This window comes from Nocardioides lacusdianchii (assembly GCF_020102855.1).
GTDB lineage: Bacteria > Actinomycetota > Actinomycetes > Propionibacteriales > Nocardioidaceae > Nocardioides > Nocardioides lacusdianchii.
The window spans coordinates 1-23,362 of sequence record NZ_JADHZD010000008.1; the positions used below are offsets into that span (position 1 = coordinate 1).

The 23,362-nt window shown below is 71.9% G+C and carries 22 protein-coding genes; 2 read left to right on the forward strand and 20 right to left on the reverse strand.

Features of this window, described 5'->3' with window-relative positions; translation table 11 throughout:
• Window positions 1–447: 447 nt before the first annotated feature.
• Genes IRX98_RS12625 through argC form a run of 10 tightly spaced genes read right to left on the reverse strand, consistent with a single transcriptional unit; the run spans window position 448 to window position 10,016 of the window.
• Window positions 448–1,023 carry a DNA-3-methyladenine glycosylase gene (locus IRX98_RS12625; RefSeq protein ID WP_224277242.1) on the reverse strand — a complete coding sequence of 192 codons (576 nt, stop codon included), beginning with the start codon at window positions 1,021–1,023 and terminating at the stop codon, window positions 448–450.
• Window positions 995–2,419, reverse strand: coding sequence for an argininosuccinate lyase (gene argH / locus IRX98_RS12630; RefSeq protein ID WP_224277244.1), 1,425 nt, complete (start codon window positions 2,417–2,419; stop codon window positions 995–997). Before argH ends, IRX98_RS12625 begins: the two co-directional genes overlap by 29 nt.
• Window positions 2,419–3,849, reverse strand: coding sequence for an argininosuccinate synthase (gene argG, locus IRX98_RS12635; RefSeq protein ID WP_224277246.1), 1,431 nt, complete (start codon window positions 3,847–3,849; stop codon window positions 2,419–2,421). Before argG ends, argH begins: the two co-directional genes overlap by 1 nt.
• On the reverse strand, window positions 3,846–4,376 hold the full coding sequence (locus IRX98_RS12640; RefSeq protein ID WP_224277624.1) for an arginine repressor: 531 nt from the start codon (window positions 4,374–4,376) through the stop codon (window positions 3,846–3,848). The genes argG and IRX98_RS12640 overlap by 4 nt, the downstream gene beginning before the upstream one ends.
• 5 nt (window positions 4,377–4,381) lie before the next feature.
• The gene (argF, locus tag IRX98_RS12645; RefSeq protein ID WP_224277249.1) at window positions 4,382–5,305 is read right to left on the reverse strand and encodes an ornithine carbamoyltransferase; all 924 of its coding nucleotides are present in this window, start codon (window positions 5,303–5,305) and stop codon (window positions 4,382–4,384) included.
• Window positions 5,302–6,489 (reverse strand): acetylornithine transaminase, encoded by a 1,188-nt coding sequence (locus IRX98_RS12650; protein WP_224277251.1) that lies wholly within the window; start codon window positions 6,487–6,489, stop codon window positions 5,302–5,304. The genes argF and IRX98_RS12650 overlap by 4 nt, the downstream gene beginning before the upstream one ends.
• The gene (gene argB, locus IRX98_RS12655; RefSeq protein WP_224277253.1) at window positions 6,486–7,418 is read right to left on the reverse strand and encodes an acetylglutamate kinase; all 933 of its coding nucleotides are present in this window, start codon (window positions 7,416–7,418) and stop codon (window positions 6,486–6,488) included. Before argB ends, IRX98_RS12650 begins: the two co-directional genes overlap by 4 nt.
• Window positions 7,419–7,426: 8 nt before the next feature.
• Window positions 7,427–8,578 (reverse strand): bifunctional glutamate N-acetyltransferase/amino-acid acetyltransferase ArgJ, encoded by a 1,152-nt coding sequence (argJ, locus tag IRX98_RS12660; RefSeq protein ID WP_224277255.1) that lies wholly within the window; start codon window positions 8,576–8,578, stop codon window positions 7,427–7,429.
• Window positions 8,575–8,991, reverse strand: a complete 417-nt coding sequence (locus IRX98_RS12665; protein WP_224277257.1) for an ACT domain-containing protein — start codon at window positions 8,989–8,991, stop codon at window positions 8,575–8,577. Before IRX98_RS12665 ends, argJ begins: the two co-directional genes overlap by 4 nt.
• The gene (gene argC / locus IRX98_RS12670) at window positions 8,988–10,016 is read right to left on the reverse strand and encodes an N-acetyl-gamma-glutamyl-phosphate reductase (RefSeq protein ID WP_224277259.1); all 1,029 of its coding nucleotides are present in this window, start codon (window positions 10,014–10,016) and stop codon (window positions 8,988–8,990) included. Before argC ends, IRX98_RS12665 begins: the two co-directional genes overlap by 4 nt.
• A 93-nt stretch (window positions 10,017–10,109) precedes the next feature.
• Here argC and IRX98_RS12675 point away from each other — a divergent pair, with 93 nt between their 5' ends.
• On the forward strand, window positions 10,110–10,925 hold the full coding sequence (locus IRX98_RS12675) for a maleylpyruvate isomerase family mycothiol-dependent enzyme (RefSeq protein WP_224277261.1): 816 nt from the start codon (window positions 10,110–10,112) through the stop codon (window positions 10,923–10,925).
• 77 nt (window positions 10,926–11,002) lie between these two features.
• Window positions 11,003–12,418 (forward strand): calcium-binding protein, encoded by a 1,416-nt coding sequence (locus IRX98_RS12680; protein WP_224277263.1) that lies wholly within the window; start codon window positions 11,003–11,005, stop codon window positions 12,416–12,418.
• 53 nt (window positions 12,419–12,471) lie between these two features.
• Here the strand turns inward: IRX98_RS12680 and pheT are convergent, their stop codons facing one another.
• The 10 genes from pheT to infC all read right to left on the reverse strand — a co-directional run bounded on the left by pheT (window position 12,472) and on the right by infC (window position 23,200).
• A complete protein-coding gene (pheT, locus tag IRX98_RS12685; RefSeq protein WP_224277265.1) occupies window positions 12,472–14,958 on the reverse strand; it encodes a phenylalanine--tRNA ligase subunit beta in 2,487 nt (828 codons plus the stop codon).
• Window positions 14,959–14,973: 15 nt separating this feature from the next.
• Complete coding sequence (pheS, locus tag IRX98_RS12690) at window positions 14,974–16,086, reverse strand: phenylalanine--tRNA ligase subunit alpha (RefSeq protein WP_224277267.1); 1,113 nt, start codon at window positions 16,084–16,086, stop codon at window positions 14,974–14,976.
• 155 nt (window positions 16,087–16,241) lie between these two features.
• On the reverse strand, window positions 16,242–18,836 hold the full coding sequence (locus IRX98_RS12695; RefSeq protein ID WP_224277269.1) for a DUF4153 domain-containing protein: 2,595 nt from the start codon (window positions 18,834–18,836) through the stop codon (window positions 16,242–16,244).
• Entirely contained in the window at window positions 18,833–19,531 is a 699-nt protein-coding gene (locus IRX98_RS12700; RefSeq protein WP_224277271.1) for a response regulator transcription factor, read from the reverse strand. The genes IRX98_RS12695 and IRX98_RS12700 overlap by 4 nt, the downstream gene beginning before the upstream one ends.
• A gap of 64 nt (window positions 19,532–19,595) precedes the next feature.
• A complete protein-coding gene (locus tag IRX98_RS12705) occupies window positions 19,596–20,672 on the reverse strand; it encodes a sensor histidine kinase (RefSeq protein WP_224277273.1) in 1,077 nt (358 codons plus the stop codon).
• Between the two features lie 10 nt (window positions 20,673–20,682).
• Window positions 20,683–20,949, reverse strand: coding sequence for a DUF4031 domain-containing protein (locus IRX98_RS12710; protein ID WP_224277275.1), 267 nt, complete (start codon window positions 20,947–20,949; stop codon window positions 20,683–20,685).
• Window positions 20,946–21,731, reverse strand: a complete 786-nt coding sequence (locus IRX98_RS12715; protein ID WP_224277277.1) for a TrmH family RNA methyltransferase — start codon at window positions 21,729–21,731, stop codon at window positions 20,946–20,948. Before IRX98_RS12715 ends, IRX98_RS12710 begins: the two co-directional genes overlap by 4 nt.
• A 5-nt stretch (window positions 21,732–21,736) precedes the next feature.
• Complete coding sequence (gene rplT, locus IRX98_RS12720; protein WP_090971165.1) at window positions 21,737–22,123, reverse strand: 50S ribosomal protein L20; 387 nt, start codon at window positions 22,121–22,123, stop codon at window positions 21,737–21,739.
• Window positions 22,124–22,189: 66 nt separating this feature from the next.
• Complete coding sequence (locus IRX98_RS12725) at window positions 22,190–22,402, reverse strand: large ribosomal subunit protein bL35 (protein WP_056606600.1); 213 nt, start codon at window positions 22,400–22,402, stop codon at window positions 22,190–22,192.
• A 42-nt stretch (window positions 22,403–22,444) separates the two neighbouring features.
• Window positions 22,445–23,200 (reverse strand): translation initiation factor IF-3, encoded by a 756-nt coding sequence (infC, locus tag IRX98_RS12730; protein WP_372456081.1) that lies wholly within the window; start codon window positions 23,198–23,200, stop codon window positions 22,445–22,447.
• Between the last annotated feature and the right edge of the window lie 162 nt (window positions 23,201–23,362).

Below are 23,362 nucleotides of genomic sequence, written 5' to 3' on the forward strand. Positions count from 1 at the left end.
TGAACCAACCCAACCAAAGGCCAGGCCAGCCACAATCAATAAGAGCCACATCCCCTGACTGAACAAAACTGACATCTGTCAGAATCATTGTCAAAGAAACCGCGACCCAACCACCCCAACCCCAAAAAGGCTGAAGAAGAAGAGCCAACGGGGCATAACAAACTAATTCGTCGACTAATCAAACACACTGTTGAGTTCTCAAGAATCAGACGCACACGTTCCTCACCGGCTTGGCCGGGTTGGTCGCGGGGCAACCTGCAGAAACTTACCGGGCGCTCCATCCCGCGTCAAACTCGGCGGAACTTCGTGCTTCGGTGGTCGCAGCTGGTTTCCGCTTCATCTGACCTTCTGGCCAGGAGGCGGCGCCGCTTGCGGCGACAGGTGAAACATTAGACGACGATCGGGCGACATGACAAACCGGGGGTCGCCTTCACGCATAACCGCAGGTCAGCGGCCTGCGCGGCGTGGTAGGGCGGGGCGGTACGAGCTGACCGTGCGGTCGCCGGTGACCCAGAACCGCCACGGACGGTCGGCCGCCTGGCGCAGTCCCACGCGTGGACCGGTACTGATCTGGACCACCTGCTCCCCCGCCTGCAGCTCCACCTCCGACCCGTTGTGCGTCAGATCGATGCCCATCGCGCGACACAACCGCGCCGGTCCGCGGGCCAGCTCGCGGTCGGGACTGCCTGCCCGGCGCTCCCGTGCGAGCTCGATCCCGGACACGACCTCACCGGCGCGGAGCAACACAGCTCCGGGATCGCCGTCGCCACCGGTGACGATGTTGGCGCAGTGGTGCATGCCGTAGACGAAGTAGACGTACAAGCGACCGGGCGGTCCGAACATGACCTCGTTGCGAGGCGTACGCCCACGGAAGGCGTGCGACCCAGGATCGGCCGGGCCGGCGTACGCCTCCACCTCGGTGATCCGCAGTGCGACTCCCCCGTGCGTCAGCACCGCGCCGAGGAGTCGCGGGGCGACCTCGAGGGGGTCGCCCTCAGCCCAGGCGGGCACGGTGGTCGGCACTCGCCGAGCGCAGCTCGTCGAGCTGCTCCCCCACGCGCACCGGGGCGGTGCCGCCCCGTCCCGAGCGGGAGGCGACGGAACCGTCGACGGTGAGGACCGCGCGTACGTCGGGGGTCAGTGCCGGCGAGACGGCGGCGAGCTGGTCGTCGGTCAGGTTGGGGAGGTCGCAGCCGAGCTCCTCGCAGCGGCGTACGCACGCACCGGCCACCTCGTGGGCGTCGCGGAACGGAACGCCCTGGCGGACCAGCCACTCGGCGATGTCGGTGGCGAGCGAGAAGCCCTGCGGCGCGAGTTCGGCCATGCGCTCGCCGTTGAACGTGAGTGTCGCGACCATGCCGGTCACCGCGGGCAGGAGCACCTCGAGGGTCTCGACGGAGTCGAAGACCGGCTCCTTGTCCTCCTGCAGGTCGCGGTTGTAGGCGAGCGGGAGGCCCTTGAGGGTCGCCATCAACCCGGACAGGTTGCCGATGAGGCGCCCGGCCTTGCCGCGCGCGAGCTCGGCGATGTCGGGGTTCTTCTTCTGCGGCATGATGCTCGACCCGGTCGACCACGAGTCGTGCAGCCGGGCGAAGTCGAACTCGCGAGTGGTCCAGAGGATGACCTCCTCCGCGAGCCGCGAGAGGTCGACCCCGACCTGCGCGGTCACGAAGGCGAACTCGGCCGCGAAGTCACGGGCCGAGGTCCCGTCGATCGAGTTCGCCGAGGATCCCGAGAACCCGAGCTCGGCGGCGACGGCCAGGGGATCGAGCCCCAGCGTCTGACCCGCGAGGGCACCGGAGCCGTACGGCGAGTCGTCGGCCACTCGAGCATCCCAGTCGCGGATCCGGCTGACGTCGCGCAGCAGCGGCCAGGCGTGGGCCATCAGGTGGTGCGCGAGCAGCACCGGCTGGGCGTGCTGGAGGTGGGTGCGGCCCGGCATGACGACCTCGAGGTGCGCCTCGGCCTGGCCGGCCAGGACGTCGACGAGGTCGAGCAGCAGCGCTGAGATCGTGCGCGCGTGGTCGCGGAGGTAGGCCCGGAACAGCGTCGCGACCTGGTCGTTGCGCGAGCGGCCGGCCCGCAGCCGGCCCCCGATCTCGGTGCCGACCTCGTCGAGCAGCAGGCGTTCGAGGGCGCCGTGCACGTCCTCGTCGGTGTCGGAGGGGCGCAGGTGGCCGGCGGCGTACCTCTCGCCCAGCACCCCGAGCCCGCGCAACAGCTCCGCGTGGTCGGCGTCGGTCAGCAGGCCGGCCCGGTGCAGCGCGTTGGCGTGAGCCCGCGAGCCCGCGAGGTCGTACGGGGTGAGCTGCCAGTCGAAGTGCGTGGACCGCGACAGCGCCTGCAGCTCGGGCGACGGCCCGCTGGCGAAGCGGCCACCCCAGAGCGCGCCCTCGTTGGTGGTGCCGTGCTCGCCCATCAGTCGGTCCCGACGTCCATCGCCGCGTGGTCGAGCGCCTCGTCGTCGAGCTGGTCGGCGCCGTTGCGCCGGGCGATGCGGTCGGCTCCCCCGGGCTCGATCTCACCGAACAGGTTGCCGTTCTCGACCAGGACGTGGCCCTGGTCCTGCGGCTGGGAGGCGTAGAGCTCGAGCTTGCTGCGCGAGTCGGCGATGTCGAGGTTGCGCATCGTGAGCTGGCCGATCCGGTCGGTCGGGCCGAAGACGGCGTTGTCGGTGCGCTCCATGGAGAGCTTGTCGGGGTGGTAGGAGAAGGCCGGACCCTCGGTGGCCAGGACGGTGTAGTCCTCGCCGCGCCGCAGCCGGAGCGTCACCTCACCGGTCACCAGGGAAGCCACCCAGCGCTGGATCGCCTCGCGCATCATCAGCGCCTGCGGGTCGAGCCAGCGGCCCTCGTAGAGCAGCCGGCCCAGGCGGCGCCCCTGGCTGTGGTAGCTCTCGATGGTGTCCTCGTTGTGCACCGCGTTGAGCAGTCGCTCGTAGGCGATCCACAGCAACGCCATGCCGGGTGCCTCGTAGATGCCGCGGGACTTGGCCTCGATGATCCGGTTCTCGATCTGGTCGGACATGCCGAGCCCGTGGCGCCCGCCGATCTCGTTCGCCTTCAGCACCAGCTGGACGGCGTCGGTGAAGGACTGGCCGTTGATCGCGACGGGCCGGCCCTGGTCGAAGCGGATCGTCACGTCCTCGGTGTCGATCACGACGGAGGGGTCCCAGAACTTCACGCCCATGATCGGCTCGACGGTCTCCAGCGAGACGTCGAGGTGCTCGAGGGTCTTGGCCTCGTGGGTGGCGCCCCAGATGTTGGCGTCGGTGGAGTAGGCCTTCTCCTTGCTGTCGCGGTAGGGCAGGTCGCGCTCGGTGAGCCACTGGCTCATCTCGTCGCGGCCACCCAGCTCGTGGACGAAGTCGGCGTCGAGCCACGGCTTGTAGATGCGCAGCTCGGGGTTGGCGAGCAGGCCGTAGCGGTAGAACCGCTCGATGTCGTTGCCCTTGAAGGTCGACCCGTCGCCCCAGATGTCGACACCGTCCTCGTGCATCGCGCGGACCAGCATCATCCCCGTCACGGCACGACCGAGCGGCGTGGTGTTGAAGTAGGTGCGACCGCCGGAGCGGATGTGGAAGGCGCCGCAGACCATCGCGGCGAGGCCCTCCTCGACGAGCGAGGCGCGGCAGTCGACCGCGCGTGCGATCTCGGCGCCGTACTGCATCGCCCGCGAGGGCACCCCGGAGATGTCGGGCTCGTCGTACTGCCCGATGTCGGCGGTGTAGGTGCAGGGCACCGCGCCCTTCTCGCGCATCCAGGCGACCGCCACCGAGGTGTCGAGGCCTCCGGAGAAGGCGATGCCGACGCGCTCGCCGACGGGGAGGGAGGTGAGGACCTTGCTCACAGGACGTCCTTTGCAGAGGTGGTGGTGTGGTGCGGATGGTTGGCCAGGTCGAGGAACCGCTGGGCGAGTGCGTCCCCGCCGAGCGGCTCACGGCCGATGACGAGCAGGGTGTCGTCGCCGGCGATCGTGCCGAGGATGTCGCCGAGGTCGGCCTTGTCGAACGCGCTGGCCAGGAACTGGGCGGCCCCCGGCGGGGTGCGCAGCACGACGAGGTTGGCACTGGCCTCCGCGCTGACCAGCAGCTCGGCACAGAGCCGGGCGAGCCGGTCGCGCCCGGCGGCGGAGTCGCGCGGGGCAGTCGGCGTGCGGTCGCCGCCCTCGCCGGGGACGGCGTAGACCAGCGCTCCGTCGGCGCCGCGGACCTTGACCGCGTCGAGCTCGACGAGGTCGCGGCTCAGCGTGGCCTGAGTGACGCGTACGCCGAGGCCGGCCAGCAGGTCGGCGAGCTCGGTCTGGGAGCGCACCGGCCGGGAGGTCACGAGGTCGATGATCCGCTGGTGCCGTGCGCCCTTGGTCAGCGGGGTCATCGCGCTCACGGGTGCTCCAGGAGCCAGGTGAGGACGGCCTTCTGGGCGTGGCGGCGGTTCTCGGCCTCGTCCCACACCACGGACTGCGGGCCCTCGATGACGGCCTCGTCGATCTCCTTGCCGCGGTAGGCCGGGAGGCAGTGCATCACGATGGCGTCCGCCGCAGCGTGGGCCAGGAGCTCCTCGGTCACACCGTAGGGCGGGAAGACGCGGAGGCGGTCCTGCGACTCCTCCTCGCGACCCATGCTGACCCACGAGTCGGTGATGACGACGTCGGCGCCGGCGACCGCCTCGACGGGGTCGGTGGTGATCTCGATGGAGCCGCCGGTCTGCTGGGCGAGCTCGCGCGCCTGCGCCACGACCGTGGCGTCGGGGGCGAAGCCCTCGGGCGCGCCGACGACGACGTGCATCCCGGCCGAGGCACCGGCCAGCACCCACGAGTTGCCCATGTTGCAGGCACCGTCACCGACGAAGGCGGCGCGGACGCCGGCGAGGCGCCCCTTGTGCTCGCGCACCGTCTGCAGGTCGGCGAGCAGCTGGCACGGGTGGAACTCGTCGGTGAGCGCGTTGAGGACCGGTACGCCGGCGTGCTCGGCCATGGTCACCACGTCGCTCTGGTGGGCGGTGCGCCACACGATCGCCGAGGCCTGGCGACCCAGGACGCGGGCCACGTCCTCGACGCCCTCACGCGAGCCCATGGCCGCCAGCCCGCCGTCGACGGTCATCGGGTTGCCGCCGAGCTCGGCGATGCCGGCCGCGAAGGAGACCTGCGTGCGCAGGGTCGGACGGTCGAAGACCAGCGCGACGGTGTGCGGACCGGCTAGCGGCTTGGGCCCGAACGGGTCGGCCTTCATCGCGTCGGCCAGGTCGAGCACCTCGAGCAGCTCTGCGGGCGACAGGTCGTCGTCGCGGAGGAAGTGGCGGGTCATGGGGTGGTCTCCTGGGCAGCGGTCCGGGCGGACTCGAGGATCTGGGGCAGGGCGCGTCCGAGCGCGTCGACGTCGTCGGAGGTGAGGACCAGCGGCGGCACGAACCGCAGGCGCGAGGGCCCCGTCGCGTTGAGGATGAAGCCGGCGTCGCGGGCGGCGGCGACCACGTGCGGGGCGTACGGCCCGTCGAGCTCGGCGCCGCGCATCAGCCCGGCCCCGGCGACCTCGACGACCCCCTCCTGGCTCGCGAGCAGGTCGGCGAGCTGGTCGCCACGCTCGACCGCGGCGGCGAGCAGGCCCTCGGCCTCGACGGTGTCGAGGACGGCGAGCGCGGCGGCGCACGCGACAGGGTTGCCCCCGAACGTCGTGCCGTGGTTGCCGGGCTGGAGCAGGGTCGCGGCCCGTCTCCGGGCGACGGTGGCCCCGATGGGGATGCCTCCACCGAGGCCCTTGGCGAGCGTCACGAGGTCGGGCTCGACCCCGTCCAGCAGCTGGTGGGCGAACCAGGCGCCCGTGCGGGCGATGCCGGTCTGCACCTCGTCGAGCCACAGCAGGGCGCCGTGGTCGTGCGCGATGCGCTGGGCGGCGCGGAGGTAGTCGGCTGACGGGACGACGACGCCCGCCTCTCCCTGGATCGGCTCGAGGACGACGGCGGCGACGGTCTCGTCCACCGCGTCCTCGAGGGCCGCCACGTCGTCGTACGGGACGAAGGTGACGTGGCCGGGGAGGGGCTCGAACGGCTCGCGGTAGGCCGCCTTGGACGTGAGCGCCAGCGCGCCCATCGTGCGACCGTGGAAGGAGCCCTCGGCGGCGACGATCCGGGTGCGGCCGGTGCGCCGGGTCAGCTTGATCGCGGCCTCGTTGGCCTCGGCGCCGGAGTTGCTGAAGAAGACGCGCGACTCGTCCCAGCCGAGCAGCGCCTGGAGGCGCTCGGCGAGGGCGACCTGGGGCTCGGTGGCGAAGAAGTTCGAGACGTGGCCCAGGGTCGAGAGCTGGGTGGTCACGGCCTCGACCAAAACGGGGTGCGCGTGGCCGAGGGCGTTCACGGCGATGCCGCCGAGCAGGTCGACGTACTCCTTGCCGTCGGCGTCCCACACGTGCGCGCCGCGGCCACGGACCAGGGCCAGCGCAGGCGGGCCGAAGGTGTTCATCACGGCGCCGGTGTAGCGCTCCTGGATGCTCATGACTCGTCCTGCGGGGCGTAGGGCTTGCGCATCCGGGTCGCGACGCCGGGCAGCACCTGGGTGCCGACGCCCTCGTCGGTGAAGATCTCGAGCAGCACCGAGTGCGGCTCGCGGCCGTCGACCACCGTCGCGCGTGGGACGCCGCCGGTGACCGCCTCGTAGCAGGCCCGCATCTTGGGGACCATGCCAGCGTCGAGGCTCGGCAGCATCTCCCCCAGCGCCTCCGGGCTGATCTCCTGGATGAGGTCGTCGGAGTTGCCGTAGTCGCGGTAGAGGCCCTCGACGTCGGTGAGGACGAGCAGCTTCTCGGCGCCGAGAGCGATGGCGAGCGCCGCGGCCGCGGTGTCGGCGTTGACGTTGTGGACCACGCCGTCGACGTCGGGCGCCACCGAGCTGACCACCGGCACCCGGCCCGCCTCGATGAGGTCCAGGACCGCCTCAGGGCGCACCCGGGCGACCTCGCCGACCAGCCCGAGGTCGACCTCCTCACCGTCGACGATGGTGTTGGTCGCCTCGGCGGTGAAGAGTCCCGCGTCCTCGCCGGAGAGGCCGACGGCGAGCGCGCCGTGCTGGTTGATCAGGCCGACCAGCTCCCGCTGGACCTGCCCGACCAGGACCATTCGGACGACGTCCATCGCCTCGGGGGTGGTGACCCGCAGGCCGCCACGGAACTCCGACTCGATGCCGAGCTTGTCGAGCATCCGGGAGATCTGGGGGCCGCCACCATGCACGACGACGGGCTTGAAGCCGGCGAAGCGGAGGAAGGCGATGTCCTCGGCGAAGGCGACCTTGAGGGACTCGTCGGTCATGGCGTTGCCGCCGTACTTCACCACGATCGTCTGACCGTGGTAGCGCTTGAGCCACGGCAGCGCGGCGGCGAGCGTGCGTGCCTTGGCGGGGTCGGGGCGGCGGGGGCTCTGGTTCGTCATCTCGTCAGTCATGAGCTGTAGGCGCTGTTCTCGTGGACGTAGGCGTGGGTGAGGTCGTTGGTCCAGACGGTCGCGCGGGCGTCGCCGGACTTGAGGTCGATGGTCACGCTGACCTCGCGGGGCGTGAGGTCGACGGTGGCCGGGTCCTCGGCGGGAGTGGACTGCCGGCAGACCCAGACGCCGTTCATGGCGACGTCGAGGTCGGCGGGGTCGAAGGTCGCGCTCGTGGTGCCGATGGAGGCGAGCACGCGGCCCCAGTTGGGGTCGTTGCCGAAGATCGCGGCCTTGAAGAGGTTGCTCCGCGCGACGCTGCGGCTGACCTCGACGGCCTCGTCCTCGCTCGCGGCGTGCAGCGTGGTGATCGCGATCTCGTGGTCGGCGCCCTCGGCGTCCTTGAGCAGCTGCATCGCAAGGTCCGTGCACGCCTGGGTGAGCGCGGCCGTGAAGTCCTCCGGGGTGGGCGTGATGCCGCTCGCGCCGCTGGCCATCACTGTCACGGTGTCGTTGGTCGACATGCAGCCGTCGGAGTCGAGCCGGTCGAAGCTGACCCGGGTGGCGGCGCGCAGTGCGGCGTCGAGCTCGGTGGCCGGCACCACGGCGTCGGTGGTGAGGACGACCAACATCGTCGCCAGCTGGGGCGCGAGCATCCCGGCGCCCTTGGCCATGCCGCCGATCGACCACCCGGCGCCCTCGACCACGGTGTTCTTGCTGACCGAGTCGGTGGTCATGATGGCCTCCGCCGCCAGGGCACCGCCGTCCTGCGACAGCGCTGCGGTGGCGGCCTCGACGCCCGCGAGCAGGTCGTCGCGGTCGTTGGCCAGGCCGATCAGCCCGGTCGAGCAGACGACGACGTCGATCGCGCCGATGCCCAGTCCGTCGGCGACCTTCTCGGCCACGGCGTGCGTGGTCTGGAAGCCCTCGGGGCCGGTGTAGCAGTTGGCGCCGCCGGAGTTGAGCACCACCGCGCGCACGACGCCGTCCTTGACGACCTCCTGGCTCCACAGGATCGGGTTGGCCTTGCAGCGGTTGGCGGTGAAGACGGTGGCGGAGTCGTGGGTGGGGCCCTGGTTGACGACGAGGGCCAGGTCGCGGGCACCGGTCGACTTGAGCCCGGCGGCGACGCCGGAGGCGGTGAAGCCCGCAGGGTGGGTGACGGTCATGACTTCTTCTTCCGGGAGGGATCGGCGGGGGCGACGGTGTGGCCCTGTCGTCGCCACGCCTCCGCCACGCGCTCGGCGTCGTCCCGGGCCACGAGGATCCAGTCGGTGTCGTAGGTGGAGAGCGTCAGGACGCTGACCTCCTCATCCACGAGCGGGCCGAGCAGTCCGTGAAGCACGCCGACCAGGTCGAGGTCGAGCGGACCCTTCACCGCGAAGGCGGTCAACGGACCGCGGTGCACGGACTTCTTCGGCACGCTGCGCGCGGCGCACACGAGCGAGGTCTCGTCGCTGGTCGCGGTGATCGAGAAGATCGAGGACGACTCGGCCCACTCCGGGATCTCCGCGCCGGGCGCGAGCCGCACCACCGCGAGGGTCTCGGGGAACTGCTCGATCTCGTGCGTCCGTGCGGTCATGGTGCGAGTCCGATCGTGGAGAGGCCGGTGGCCTCGTCGAGGCCGAGGGCGAGGTTCATGCACTGGACGGCAGCACCGGCGGTGCCCTTGGCCAGGTTGTCGACCACGGCCACCGCGACGAGGCGGCGTACGCGCTTGTCGACGGCGACCTGGACCTGCACGGCGTTGGAGCCGAGCACCGACTGCGTCTGGGGCCACTGGCCCTCGGGGAGCAGGTGGACGAAGGCCTCGTCGGCGTACGCCGTCTCGTAGGCGGCGCGGACGTCGGCCTCCCCCACCCCGTCGCGGAGGGGCGCCTGCACCGTGGCCAGGATCCCGCGCGACATCGGGACGAGCAGCGGCGTGAAGCCCACCGTCACGGGCGAGCCGGCGACGCCGCTGAGGTTCTGGACGATCTCGGGGGTGTGCCGGTGCGAGCCGCCCACTCCGTAGGCGCTGGCGTTGCCCATGATCTCGCTGCCGAGCAGGTGCGGCTTGGCGGCCTTGCCCGCGCCGCTCGTGCCGGACGCGGCCACGACGGTCACGTCGGGCTCGACCAGGCCGGCAGCCAGGGCGGGGACGATCGCGAGGGTGGACACGGTGGGGTAGCAGCCGGGGACCGCGATGCGCCGCGCGCCGCGCAGCAGCTCGCGCTGTCCCGGGAGCTCAGGCAGGCCGTAGGGCCAGGAGCCGGCGTGCTCGCCGCCGTAGAACGTCTCCCACTCCCCCGGGTCCGACAGCCGGAAGTCGGCGCCGCAGTCGATGACCACTGTGTCGTCACCGAGCGCCTGCGCGATCGCAGCGGACTGGCCGTGCGGCAGCCCGAGGAAGACCACGTCGTGGCCGGACAGGGACTCGAGCGTCGTGTCGGCGAGGACACGGTCGGCCAGCGGCAGCAGGTGCGGCTGGAGCGAGCCGAGGCGCTCGCCCGCGTTGGAGCCGGCGGTCAGCGCGCCGATCTCGACGTCAGGATGGCCCAGGAGGAGGCGCAGGACCTCTCCCCCGGCGTACCCACTGGCTCCGGCAACGGCGACTCTCACGGACATGTGCATGACTATACAGTGCTCTGTATGCACTGCTCGACCGGGGTGGACGGAAAGGGCGCGCACCGACCGGACCGGTTCGCCTACCGTGCACGGATGACCCCACCCCACACCCGCCTGGCCCCGGACGTCTACCTCACCCACCTCCGGGAGGAGTCCGCCCGGTTCCGCGAGGTGCTCACCGGCTGCGACCCCGCCGCACGCGTGCCGACCTGTCCCGACTGGAGCGCCGCTGACCTGCTCTGGCACCTGGCGACGGTGCAGCGCTGGTGGGCCGAGGTGCTGGCTGCCCGACCCGCGCGCCCCGAGGAGGTCGAACCGTCCCGGCCCGAGAAGTACACCGACGTGCTGGCGGCGTACGACGCGTGGTCCGCCCTGCTCGTGGGGGTCCTCGACGGCGCGGATCCGGCCGAGAAGGCGTGGTGCTGGTCCGACGACCACACGGTCGGCTTCATCCTGCGCCGGCAGGCGCACGAGGCGCTGATCCACCGTGTCGATGCCGAGCTCACCGCTGGTGCCCCCTCCGGTGTCAATGCCGTGCTGGCCGCCGACGGCGTCCACGAGGTCCTCGACGTGATGTACGGCGGGTGCCCGCCGTGGGGGTCGTGGGAGCCCGGCGAGGGCCTGGTGCGGGTGGATGCCACCGACACGGGCTCCCAGTTCTGGTTGCGGTTCGGCACGTTCTCCGGCACCAGCCCCGAGAGCGGGACGACCTACGGCGGCGAGGAGGACTTCCACGTGGTCGACCCGCCGGGGGATGCCGACGTCGAGCCGGACGTCGTCATCGACGGTCCGGCCGCGGCACTCGACCTGTGGCTGTGGAGCCGAGGAGGCGACGAGGAGGTCTCCGTCGCCGGCGATCGGGCGACCTACGATCGGTTCCGCGCGGTCGTGGACTCGCCGATCGACTGACCGGAACTGCTCGCAACCAATCACGCGGGGGCTGCGTCCCACGCGCGAGAGTGCATCGGCTTCACAGGGGGACATCCATGAGAACCGCTCGATCGACTGCGTCCGCGGCGGTGGCCGCGGCACTGGCCTGCGGGAGCCTCGCGGCGCTCGCGCTGCCGGCCACGGCCGCGCCGACCACCTGCCAGGGCCAGCCCGTGACGGTCACCGGCATCGTCGGCACCGAGGGCGACGACGTCATGGCCGTCGAGCCGGCGCAGTACACCACGGTGCGGGGCCTCGGCGGCGACGACCTGATCTGCCTCGTGGCGACGCCACTGGACGAGTGGCGCAACGTCGGCGTGGACGCGGGTCCCGGCGATGACACGGTCGTCAACGAGAGCACGGACGTCGACGCGGTGAGGTACGGGATCGTCCTCGGCGAGGGGGCGGACACCTATCGGGGTCTCCTCGCGTCGGTGCCGGAGGGACCGGAGCCTCCGACGGTCAGCGAGGAGGTCCACGCCGGGCTGGAGACCTACCAGATGCAGGACTCCGCGCCCGACACGATCGACACGGGCGGCGGCGACGACATCGTCTACTCGGGAGCGACCACGCCCGGAGCACCCAACGCCGACGTCGTAGGGACCGGGCCCGGCGCGGACACCGTCCACTGGGCGGGTGAGCGGGAGGGGTCCGGGCTGGACCTCGGCACCGGCGCGAACACGATGAAGCTCTACCAGGGCTGGCAGGCCACCTCCGTGGTCGTCGACGCCAGCAGGCGCGTGGCCACCGGCGACGGCCGGCCGGTGCTGCAGTGGGCGGGAGACCTCACGGACGTCACCCTGCAGCTGGACAACCGCGACGTGACCTACGTGGGCACCGATGCCGCCGAGTCGCTCGTCATGGCGCCCACGGCCTTCACCGGCGCCACCGCACCGGGGGACGGCAGCCGCACAGCCCTGATGGGGGGCGGCGACGACTCCCTCGTCCTGGCGGTGACCGGATCCGGCAGGGTCGAGGGCGGGGGCGGCCGCGACCGGTTCTACAGCGACACCTGCTCGACGGTGCGCGCCCGTCTCGGAGGCACCTTCACCTGTGGCTCGCGGGCGACCCCCGACGGCAGCCGCACCTTCGACTTCGCCGGCTGGGAGGACCTGTTCGTCAAGGGAGGCGAGGTGTCCCTGCGGGGCTCTGACCGCGCCGAGAAGATGAAGGTGGTCGGGGCCCGGATCCGTCTGCGGGGCCTCGGCGGCGCCGACGTGCTGGATGCCAGCGTCGCCCAAGGTTGGCAGGCCCACGACACGCCGGTCGTGGTCTCCGGCGGCCGCGGGGACGACCGGGTCCTGGGCAGCTACGTGGCGGACCGCCTCCGCGGCGGCCCCGGCGACGACAAGCTGTTCGGCCAGAGGGGCGACGACACCCTGCTGGGCGGCACCGGCCGCGACAAGGCCGTCGGCAAGGACGACCGGGACCGGTGCTCGGCCGAGGTACGGCGTACCTGCGAGACCCGCTGATCACGCACTGGGCCTTGAGTCTCCAGCAGACTCAAGGCCCAGTGCCATGTCGATCAGGCGCGCTGGACCGCCCCGGTGCGCTCGGCGGCGAGTGCCATCGCGGCGTCGCGAGCGGCGGCTGACTCACCCTCCTTGAGGGTCCGGTCCGGGGCACGGAACCGCAGCGCGAAGGCCAGCGACTTCTTCCCCTCGCCGACCTGCTCGCCGGTGTAGACGTCGAAGAGCCGGATCGACTCGAGCAGCTCGCCCGCACCCTCGCGCAGCGCCGACTCGACGTCCGCGGCCGGCACCGAGGCGTCGACGACCAGCGCGACGTCCTCCTTGGCGACGGGGTAGGACGAGAATGTCGGGGCCTGGCGCAGGTGGACCGCACGCGCGATGAGCAGGTCGAGGTCGATCTCCGCGGCGACCGTGCGCCTGGGCAGGCCGAAGGTGTCGCACACCTTCGGGTGAACCTCGCCGGCGTGCCCGACGACCTCCCCGTCGACCGACAGCTCGGCGCAGCGGCCGGGGTGCCAGGGAGCCAGCTCGACGGCGGAGGCGGTGACCTCGAGCCCGAGCGCGTCGGCGACTGAGCGGACCGCGTCGACCGCGTCGGACCACGCGACCGGACGCGCCTCGCCCCACCAGCCGCCCGCGACCGCGTCGCCGGCGGCGACGACGGCGAGGTGCAGCGGCTGCGCGGGGAGCGCTGCGTCGAGTGCGGCGAACTCCTCCTCGCTCGGGCGCCGGTCGACCGGCAGGATCGCAGCCGGTCCAGCGTGACGGGGCAGGGTGACCGTGCCGGTCTCGAAGATCGCCAGGTCGGTGTTGCCGTGCCCGACGTTCTTGCCGGCCGCGCGCAGCACGCCCGGCAGCAGGGTCGTCGTCATGTAGCCGGCCTCGGCGCTCAGCGGGTTGGACAGCCGGAGCAGGTCACGGCGTGGGTCGTCGGCGGCGAGGCCGAGGGCGTCGAGGTCCTCGGTGCCGATGAACGGGAACGTGACGACCTCGACGAAGCCCTCTCCCGCAAGCGTGCGGCCGACCCGGCGGCGCAGCTGCTGCGACCGGGTGAGGCCACGGCCCGAGGGCGGCGTCGGGAGCACCGACGGGACCAGGTCGTATCCGACGAGGCGGATGACCTCCTCGGAGAAGTCCTGGGCGTCGGTGAGGTCGGGGCGCCACGGGGGCGGGGTGACCGACAGGGTGCCCGAGCCGGTCACGTCGCACCCGATGGCGCGCAGGCACTCGACGCTGCGCTGCTCGGTGATGTCCATGCCGGACACGCGGGCGGCGAGGTCACCAGGGACCTCGACGGGCGCGATGGCCGGTGCGGACCCGACGACGGTGACGCCGGGGTGCGCCTGGGCACCGCCGTGCTCGACCAGCAGCTCGACGACGCGGTCGGCGGCGGCCTCGCAGATGGTCGGGTCGACCCCGCGCTCGTTGCGCTTGCCGGCCTCGGAGGTGATCTTGTGGCGGCGGCCGGTGCGGAACATCGACACCGCGTCCCAGTGGGCGGCCTCGACGAGGATCGAGGTCGTCGTCCCCGAGATCTCGGTCGTCTCACCGCCCATCACTCCGCCGAGCCCGATGATCCCCGAGTCGTCGGTGACGACCAGGTCGCCCGGGTCCAGCGTGCGGTCGGTGCCGTCGAGGGTGGTGAGCCGCTCGCCGTCGCGCGCACGGCGTACGACGAGCGCGCCCTGCACCTTGTCGGCGTCGTAGCCGTGGATGGGACGGCCGGTCTCGAGCATGACGTAGTTGGTGACGTCGACGGCCAGCGAGATCGGGCGCATGCCGGCCGCGGTGATGCGGCGGACCATGAAGTCCGGGGTGGGCGCAGCAGGGTCGAAGCCGGTGACCGTGCGGGCGACGAAGACCGGGCAGCCCTCGGCGTCCTCGACCACGACCGGGTGGCCCTCGGCGTTGGCGGCCGGGGTGTCGCGCAGCGCCGGGTCGCGGAAGCCGCTCGCGCACTCGACCGAGACCAGCACCTCGCGGGCGATGCCGCGGATCGACAGCGCGTAGGCGCGGTCGGGGTTGATCTCGAACTCGATGGTCTCCTCGTCGAGACCGAGCAGGGGGCGTACGTCCTCGCCGGGCGTGCCGGCGTCGGCGGGCAGCACGATGATGCCGTCGTGGTCCTCGCCGAGGCCGAGCTCGGCCGCGGAGCAGATCATGCCGGCCGAGACATGGCCGTAGGTCTTGCGCGCGGAGATCTCGAAGCCACCGGGCAGCACGCCGCCGGGCAGCACCGTCACCACGAGGTCGCCGGGCGCGAAGTTGTGGGCGCCGCAGACGATGCCCTGCGGCTGGCCCGTGCCGTTGGCGTCGCCGACGTCGACGGTGCACCAGTTGATGGTCTTGCCGTTCTTCTGCGGCTCGGGCTCCATGGTGAGCACGCGACCGACGACGAGCGGGCCCGTGATGTCGCGTCCCGGGCTCTCGACGGCCTCGAGCTTGAGGCCGGTCAGCGTGAGCCGGTCGGTGATGTCGTCGGTCGTCGTGCCCTCGGGTACGTCGACGTGGTCCAGGATCCAGGACAGGGGTGCCTTCATCTCAGTTCTCCCCTCTCAGATCTCGGTGCCGAATGCGCTGCTGAACCGGACGTCGCCCTCGAAGAGCGGACGCAGGTCCTCCAGGTTGTGGCGGAACATGAACGAGCGGTCGATGCCCATCCCGAACGCGAAGCCGCTGTAGACCTCGGGGTCCACGCCGCAGGCGACGAGCACCCGCGGGTTGACCACGCCGCAACCACCCCACTCGATCCAGCCCTCGCCGCGGCACGTGCGGCAGGCGTCGGAGCCCCCCGCGTCGACACCAGTGCCGCGGCACACGAAGCACTTCACGTCGACCTCGGCCGACGGCTCGGTGAAGGGGAAGTAGGACGGGCGGAAGCGGGTAGTGATGCCGTCGCCGAAGAGCTGCGACGCGAAGTGGTCGAGCGTGCCCTTGAGGTGGGCCATCGTGATGCCCTCGTCGACCACGAGGCCCTCGACCTGGTGGAACATCGGCGAGTGCGTGGCGTCGTACTCGTCGGTGCGGAAGACGCGACCCGGGCACACGACGTAGATCGGCGGCTTGCGGGTCAGCATCGTGCGCGCCTGCACCGGCGAGGTCTGCGTCCGGAGCACAACGTGGTGGTCGGCCGGCTCGGTCCAGAAGGTGTCCTGCATCGTGCGGGCCGGGTGGTCGGGGCCGAGGTTGAGCGCGTCGAAGTTGAGCCACTCGGCCTCGACGACAGGGCCCTCCGCGACCTCGTAGCCCATGGCCACGAACAGGTCGGCGATGAGCTCGGACTGCAGGGTGAGCGGGTGACGCCCGCCGCGGCGGCGCCGCGTCGTGGGCAGCGAGACATCGACGGTCTCGTCGGCGAGCATGCGCTCCTCGTGCTCGGCCTCGAGCACGACCTGGCGGGCGGCGATGGCTTGGTTGATCGCGCCGCGCGCCTGGCCGACGCGCTGGCCGGCCTCCTTGCGGGCCTGCGGGGGCAGCGCGCCGATCTCGCGGTTGGCCAGCGCCAGGGGCGACCGGTCGCCTGCGTGGTCGAGGCGCACCTGCTTGAGCGCGTCGAGGTCGGCGGCGGCGGCGACGGCGGCCAGGGCCGCCTCGCGCATCGCCTCGACCTCCTCGGACTTGAGCGGGGTCACTTCGACGGGGTCGTAGTCGGTGTTGGGGCCGGACATGGCTCCCTTTCGCGCGGCGGCATCAGGTCGCCGCAGAGTCTAGAAGTGGAGGGACATCGGGTCGGACGGGGCACTCCCCGGACCCATGACGTCAGCTGCCCGACGGACCAGGTCCGGGGCGCAGAAATCGCAAGCACGTGTCCACGGCCGCGACTCTACTCGCCGAAGGCGATCCACACGCCACTGCATTCCTCCAGCGAGCCGTACGACGCGACGGTGCTCGACACCGGCTCCAGCCCGATCGCGGCCAGCGCGTCCACCGCTCGGGCGCGCGCCAGGTTCCACGCACGGGCGTCCTCGATCGACTCCTCGCGCAGCACGTCGGAAGACGACGGCTCGAGCACGCACCGGGCGACGTCCTCGGGGAGCCGGTCGACGATCACGGGTGCCGCGTCGGCCGAGAGGGTCTGGAGGTAGGAGAGGTCGAGCTTCCCCGTCGCCTCCCAACGGTCGAGGTTGCGCTCCGCGACCCAGGCGTCGGGGTTGATCGCGGCCAGCCCGACGAGTGCTACCGCCCCGGACACGAGCGCCACGCGCGGCAGCCAACGACCGAGGCCGAGGGCGCCGGCCACCATGATCGCGAGCACCACGAAGCCGAGCCACCCCTCGAAGACGTCGACGAAGAGCCGCAGCGTGGTGAAGCCGTAGGCGTCCTGGTAGACCGCCATGCCCCTCAGCGCCGACGCGACGACGAGCAGGGTCAGGACGCAGAGCAGGCCGAGCGAGGCGAGCAGCCAGCGACGGTCCTCGCGGGACCGACCGGCCCGCCGCGCGGCGACCCACACCACGAGGACGGTGAGGGCGGTGGCGAGCGTCAGCTGCCCGAACCCCTGGTGGACGAAGTCGGCGTAGGTGAGCCCGGTGCTCTCCTCGATGTAGTCCCGACCGCCGACGAGCGCACGGGCCCGCGCGGCGATGAAGGTCAGGAAGACGGCGTCCACCACGAGCACCGGCACCAGCCACTCGAAGCGGTTGCCCAGCGGGGCGCCGCGCCGGTCCCCCAGGACCTCGACGTCTGCAGGGTTGAGGGCGAGGTAGCCCGCGCCGAGCGTCGTGGCGAAGACGAAGCAGGCCAGGAACGCCCGACCGACGAGGTCGTTGAACGTCAGGGTGGGCACCAGCTGGTCGACCCACGAGCCGAACACCGGGTCGGCGCTGGCGAAGATCGTGCCGAAGACGCCCAGCGCCAGCAGCGACCACGCAGCCGTACGCACCACCGCCGGGGTCCGCGTCCCGGTCCCCGCCAACCGCAGCGACCGTCCGAACCACGGGAGCCCGCGCAGGGAGGCGAGGGGCCAGGCGAGCCCGGACAGGAGGATGCCGGGCATGGTCCGGGCGCCCGTCACGCCGCACAGGAACACCGCAGTCGCGGCGACCAGGCCGAGCATCTGGATCCACCACGCGTCGAGCAGGGTCATCGGCAGGACGAGCAGGAGCGCCAGGGCGGCGCAGCCCAGGGTCCACGGCTCGCGTCGGCGACGCGCGGTGAGCAGTGCGGCCGCGCCGCTGACGATCGCCACCAGCGTCCAGGTGATCCCGACAGCGGTGAACGACAGCGCGATCCCCGCGACCAGTCCCGCCGCCGCTGCGGCCAGCACGGTGCGCAGCCCGCCGGGGAGGCCGCGCTCGGGCCAGAACCGGCCGAAGAGGACGTCGAGCCCCGGCTGCGGACGTACGCCGTCGGGCTGGCGCGCCGACGGAGGGCCGGCAGGAGCGGGTGCGGGTGCTGCGACGACCGATGCGTGCGTCCTCGCCTGATGCGCCGGGACCTCCAGCCGCAGACGGGCGCCCCGGTCACCCTCGGGGTCGACGAAACGCAGCGTGCCGCCGTGCAGCTCGGCGACCCACCGGGCCACGGCCAGGCCCAGGCCGGTGCCACCGGCCCCGTCGGTCCCGAAGCGCGCGAAGACCCGCTCGCGGTCCTCGGGCGCCACTCCCCTGCCGCGATCGATGACCTCGAGCCACCAACCGCCGCCCACCGTGCCGGCGCTGACCCGCACCTGCGTGTCGGGCGGTGCGTGGCGACCGGCGTTGTCGAGGACGTTGACGAGCAGCTGGCGCAGCCGGGCCGGGTCCGCGCGCACGACCAGGTCGTCGGGAACGCCGACCTCGAACGAGCCCGGCCGGCCCGCCGACGTCACCTGGGCCACCGAGTCGGCGACGAGCGCACGGAGGTCGACCTCCTGCCGGTCGAGCTCGACCACCCCTGCCTCGAGCCGGGAGAGCTGGAGGAGGTCGTCGACGAGGTCGGCGAGGCGGTGGGCCTGGTCGAGCGCGGCGCCCAGCCGGTCGGCGTCCGGCTCGACCACTCCGTCGGCGAGGTTCTCCAGGAGCGCGGTCATGGCGGTGAGCGGGGTCCGGAGCTCGTGGGACACGGTGGCGATGAGGTCGCGACGCTCGCGGTCGACCGTGGCCAGGTCCGCGGCCATCCGGTTGAAGGCGTCGGCGAGCAGGCCCACTTCGTCGGTCGCCGTGGTGTGCACCCGTCCGGTGTAGTCACCGCGGGCCATCGCCCGCGACACCTCGGTCATCCGACGCAAGGGCGCGACCATGCCGGCGGCGAGCAGCTGGGTGACGCCGAGAGCCAGCGCCACGCTGACCGGCAGCACGAGCAGCGGCGAGACGTCAGCGGCGGAGCCCAGCAGGGTCAGCAGCACCGCGACGACGACCGAGGTCGCGACCAGGAGTCCCAGCTTGACCTTGAGGCTCGAGATCGCGTGGAGCGGCGCGCTCGCCGGAGCCGTGCTCACGGCTGCTCCTCGAGGGCGTAGCCGACGCCGTGCACGGTGCGGATCCGCGAGGGGCCGACCTTGCTGCGCAGGGCCTTCACGTGGCTGTCGACGGTGCGCGACGCACTCGGGCTCCCCCACGAGTCACCCCAGTCCCACACCTCGCGCAGCAACCGTTCGCGGCTGAGCACCTGCCCGGGCTCGCGGGCCAGGCAGAGCAGCAGGTCGAACTCGGTCGGTGTGAGGTGCACCGTCTCGCCCGCCACGGTCGTACGTCGGGCGCCGGGGTCGATGCGCACCCCACCGACCTCCAGCACCGCGGGACGCTCGTCGGCCAGGGCGGCCGCCCGCTCCACGCGTCGCAGCAGGGCGGAGACGCGCGCCACCACCTCCCGCATCGAGAACGGCTTGGTGAGGTAGTCGTCGGCACCCACGCCCAGCCCCACCAGCACGTCGGCCTCGTCGTCGCGCGCGGTCAGCATCAGCACCGGCACCGGCCGGTCCGCCTGGATGCGGCGGCACACCTCGAGGCCGTCGAAGCCGGGAAGCATCACGTCGAGGAGCACCACGTCGGGGTGGGTCGCGGACGCGAGGTCGACGGCCGACGGTCCGTCGAAGGCCTGGTCGACGGTGTAGCCCTCCGCCCGCAACCGGTCGGCGAGCGCGTCGTTGATGGTGCGCTCGTCCTCGACGACGAGGGCCCTGCGTGAAGTCATGCTCCGACCCTAGGAGCCCGGACGGGGTGGAGGCGGGGACGACTCGTGAAGGTTGTGTGGAGGCTCAGGCCTCGCGCAGGTCCACGCTGGGCCAGTCGACCATCACCCGGGCGCCGCCGCCGGGCGCGTCGTCGATCGTGACCCACCCGCCGTGCGCGCGCGACAGTCCGCCGACGATGTACATGCCGAGCCCGGTGCCGCCGGACTCCCCCGTCGTCCAGAACTTGGTGAAGACCCGCCGGCGCAGCTCCGCCGGGATTCCGTCGCCCTCGTCGTCGACCGTGATCCGCACGCCCGGCAGCTCGGGCAGGGCGGCGAGCCGCACGCGGACCCGGCCCTGGCCGTGTCGTACGGCGTTCTCCACGAGGTTGGTGACGACCTGGGTGAACTTGTCGGGGTCGGCGAAGACCTCAGGCAGGTCGTCCTCGACGTCGAGCCCGACGTCGCGGGCGGTGCCGGCCTCGATCGAGTCGACGACCCGGCGCACCAGCACCTCGGCGGAGGACTCCCGGGGGTAGAGCTGGAGCCGGCCGGTGTCGATGCGCGCGACGTCGAGGAGCTCGGCGATCAGCCGGGCCAGCCGGTCGGCATCGGCGTTGACCGTCATCAGCATGAGCTTGCGCTGGTCGTCGCTGAGCTTGTCCCACCGGTTCAGCAGCGCCTGGACGAAGCCCTTGACACCGGTCAGCGGTGACCGCAGCTCGTGCGCCACCGTGGCGACGAGGTCGGAGCGCTCCCGGTCCAGACGCGCCCGTCCGCGACCGCTGCGGAGGCCCACGGCGATGCCTGCCACCGGCGCGAGCGGCTGGTCGCGGATCAGCGTCGCGGTGGTGAGGACCTCCTCGCCGGCGGCGCTCAGCCACGACTGCTCCGGCATCGCGCGCACGATCGAGATGCTGTCGAAGGGCCGGTTCACGTCGAGCCAGGTGCGACCGTCCTGGTCGAGCAGCCTGAGCACGTCGGCCAGCGGCATCCCGAGCGCGTCGTGGGCGTCGACACCGAGCAGCGCGGCTCCCTGGGCGTTCAGGATCGTCACGACGCCGTCGCGGGTGGCGCCGAGGATCCCGTCGGGGTAGAAGTCGGCCAGCGAACGCAGCCTGCTGGGGGTGCTCTCGACCCGTCGGCCGCGCTCGTCCGTCACGTCGGCAACCCTAGTCGCGCGACTGCGCCTTCGGCCGTCGCAGCCCCGCGGCGCGCAGGGCGAGGACCAGCTCGCGCGAGCTGACCGGGACGGCCCCGGCGGCCACCATCGCGTCGTAGTGGTCAGCGGGCACGTCGTAGTGGTCGCGGTCCCAGCCGCGGAGGGGGACGCCGTGGGCCGCGGCGAAGGCGTGCACCTCGTCGTAGGAGGTGTCGCTCGCCAGGTGCGACCAGAGCCGGTCCCAGCGGGGCACCGACGGCGGGTCGATGAGGATCATCGCGAGGACCGCTGGGCCCGTGCACTCGCGTAGAGGCAGACCGCTGCCGCCGTGGAGAGGTTGAGGCTCTCCGCGCGGCCGTGGATGGGGATGGACACCCGATGGTCGGCCAGCGACGCCAGCTGCTCGGGCAGCCCCCACGCCTCGTTGCCGAACAGCCACGCCGTCGGGCCGGAGAGGTCGGCGTCGAACAGGTCGACCTCGCCACTGCCGTCGGCGGCGAGGACGGTGAGCCCGCGGGCCTGCGCGGCGCGGACCGCCGCGGCCGGGTCGGGCTCGATCGCGAACGGCAGGTGGAACAGGCTGCCGACCGTCGCGCGCACGGTCTTGGGGTTGTAGGGGTCCACCGACTGACCGGCCAGCACCACGGCATCGGCCCCCGCCGCGTCGGCGGTGCGGATCACGGTGCCGGCGTTGCCGGGGTCGCGGACGTCGGCGCAGATGGCGAGCAAGCGCGGGGACGCGGTGACCACGTGCTCGAGCGGGGCGTCGAAGTGGCGGCACACGGCCACCACGCCGGCGGGACTCACCGAGTCCGACAGCGAGGCGAGCGCGCGGTCGTCGACCAGCGTGACGTCGACACCGCCGAGCAGGGACGCGTGCTGGTCGAGCGCGGCAGGCGTCGCGAAGACCTCGACGACGCAACCCTCGACGGAGAGGGCACCCTCGACGGCCTTCGGGCCGTCAGCGAGGAAGAGCCGCCGCTCGGTGCGTACCGAGCGGCGGCTCAACTTGCGAGCCTCCTTGACGCGACTGTTGCCAGCGGTCAGTGGAGTGCTCATGTGGATCAGGCGGAGACCTTGGGCGCGTTGACGTCCTCGGGCAGCGCGGCCTTGGCGGCCTCGACGAGCGCGGCGAAGGCCGGCGCGTCGTTGACGGCGAGCTCGGCGAGGATCTTGCGGTCGACCTCGATGCCGGCCAGGCCGAGGCCCTGGATGAAGCGGTTGTAGGTCATGCCGTTCGCGCGGGCAGCGGCGTTGATGCGCTGGATCCACAGCTTGCGGAAGTTGCCCTTGTTCTTGCGGCGGTCGTTGTAGCTGTAGACGAGGGAGTGGGTGACCTGCTCCTTCGCCTTGCGGTAGAGGCGCGAGCGCTGGCCGCGGTAACCGCTGGCGCGCTCGAGGGTGGTACGACGCTTCTTCTGGGCGTTCACTGCGCGCTTGACGCGTGCCATGGTGCTACTCCTTGGTGCAGAGGAAAATCAGGATGGGACGGCGGCTGGGCCACCAGGGGATGAGGCTCAGATGCCGAGCATCTTCTTGGCGCGCGAGACGTCGCCCTTCTCGAGCTCGACCATGCCGGCGTTGCGGCGGTGCTTCTTGCGGCTGCCCGTGGTCGGCGCGGACGCGAACGCAGCGCCGGACTTGCGGCCGGCCTGCAGGCGCATGATCTTGCCCGAGCCGGTCACCTTGAAGCGCTTCTTCGCGCCCGAGTGGGTCTTGTTCTTCGGCATGTTGTCTCTTCCTTCGATTGCGTGTGTCTGTGGGAGCGAGGCTTACGCCTCGATCTCCGGATCCAGGTTCTCGGAGCGGCCGCGCTCCTTCTTCTGCGCCACGGGGCCGGCGGCGTGGGCTGCCTCGCGCTCGGCGTCCTCCTCGGCCTTGCGCTCCGCGCGCTCCTGCTCCTTGGTGGCGCGGGCGGCGTCGGCGTCGATCTTGGCGTCGGCCTTCTTCTTGTGCGGGCCGATGACCATCGTCATGTTGCGGCCGTCCTGCTTGGGCGAGGACTCGACGAAGCCGAGCTCCTGCACGTCCTCGGCCAGCTTCTGCAGCAGGCGGAAGCCCAGCTCGGGGCGGTGCTGCTCACGACCGCGGAACATGATCGTGATCTTGACCTTGTCGCCGGCTCCCAGGAAGCGCACGACGTGACCCTTCTTGGTCTCGTAGTCGTGCTTGTCGATCTTGGGACGAAGCTTCATCTCCTTGATGATCACGTTCGTCTGGTTGCGGCGCGACTCGCGGGCCTTCTGGGCGTTCTCGTACTTGAACTTGCCGTAGTCCATGAGCTTGCAGACCGGGGGGCGTCCCTGGGGAGCGATCTCGACGAGGTCGAGGTCGGCCTCCACGGCCAGCTTGAGTGCCTGGTCGGTCGGCACGATGCCAACGGTCTCGCCGTTGGGTCCGACGAGCCGGACCTCGGGTACGCGGATCCGCTCGTTGATGCGCAGCTCGGTGCTGATGGGTCCTCCAGTGGTTCGGTGGGTGGGAGCTCCACTGTGCCCTGTCGAATCACTTCGCCCGGAAATGCACAACGGCTCCCGCTGGTGCCAAGCGGGAGCCAGTCACGACACGTCCCCCTCTCGGAGGAGCTCGTGGTCACAGAGGTCGCGCGACTCCTGTGCTCACTGGGACCTTGACCCGACGATCTGTGGTGCAGGGCGATCGGTGCGGGTGGGAGACGGTGGTGCTGCCTC

Bases quoted from the DNA above. Each gene is read 5' to 3' on its own strand.
- IRX98_RS12700 (WP_224277271.1), bottom strand. From the start codon at position 19,531: ATGACTTCACGCAGGGCCCTCGTCGTCGAGGACGAGCGCACCATCAAC.
- IRX98_RS12725 (WP_056606600.1), bottom strand. From the start codon at position 22,402: ATGCCGAAGAACAAGACCCACTCGGGCGCGAAGAAGCGCTTCAAGGTG.
- pheS (WP_224277267.1), bottom strand. From the start codon at position 16,086: ATGTCCGGCCCCAACACCGACTACGACCCCGTCGAAGTGACCCCGCTC.
- IRX98_RS12640 (WP_224277624.1), bottom strand. From the start codon at position 4,376: ATGACCCCGCTGACCAAGGGCGCACGGCACCAGCGGATCATCGACCTC.
- argC (WP_224277259.1), bottom strand. From the start codon at position 10,016: ATGTCCGTGAGAGTCGCCGTTGCCGGAGCCAGTGGGTACGCCGGGGGA.
- argH (WP_224277244.1), bottom strand. From the start codon at position 2,419: ATGGGCGAGCACGGCACCACCAACGAGGGCGCGCTCTGGGGTGGCCGC.
- argF (WP_224277249.1), bottom strand. From the start codon at position 5,305: ATGACCCGCCACTTCCTCCGCGACGACGACCTGTCGCCCGCAGAGCTG.
- argB (WP_224277253.1), bottom strand. From the start codon at position 7,418: ATGACGAACCAGAGCCCCCGCCGCCCCGACCCCGCCAAGGCACGCACG.
- argJ (WP_224277255.1), bottom strand. From the start codon at position 8,578: ATGACCGTCACCCACCCTGCGGGCTTCACCGCCTCCGGCGTCGCCGCC.
- IRX98_RS12680 (WP_224277263.1), top strand. From the start codon at position 11,003: ATGAGAACCGCTCGATCGACTGCGTCCGCGGCGGTGGCCGCGGCACTG.
- IRX98_RS12675 (WP_224277261.1), top strand. From the start codon at position 10,110: ATGACCCCACCCCACACCCGCCTGGCCCCGGACGTCTACCTCACCCAC.
- rplT (WP_090971165.1), bottom strand. From the start codon at position 22,123: ATGGCACGCGTCAAGCGCGCAGTGAACGCCCAGAAGAAGCGTCGTACC.
- IRX98_RS12710 (WP_224277275.1), bottom strand. From the start codon at position 20,949: ATGATCCTCATCGACCCGCCGTCGGTGCCCCGCTGGGACCGGCTCTGG.
- IRX98_RS12715 (WP_224277277.1), bottom strand. From the start codon at position 21,731: ATGAGCACTCCACTGACCGCTGGCAACAGTCGCGTCAAGGAGGCTCGC.
- IRX98_RS12650 (WP_224277251.1), bottom strand. From the start codon at position 6,489: ATGAGCATCCAGGAGCGCTACACCGGCGCCGTGATGAACACCTTCGGC.
- IRX98_RS12665 (WP_224277257.1), bottom strand. From the start codon at position 8,991: ATGACCGCACGGACGCACGAGATCGAGCAGTTCCCCGAGACCCTCGCG.
- pheT (WP_224277265.1), bottom strand. From the start codon at position 14,958: ATGAAGGCACCCCTGTCCTGGATCCTGGACCACGTCGACGTACCCGAG.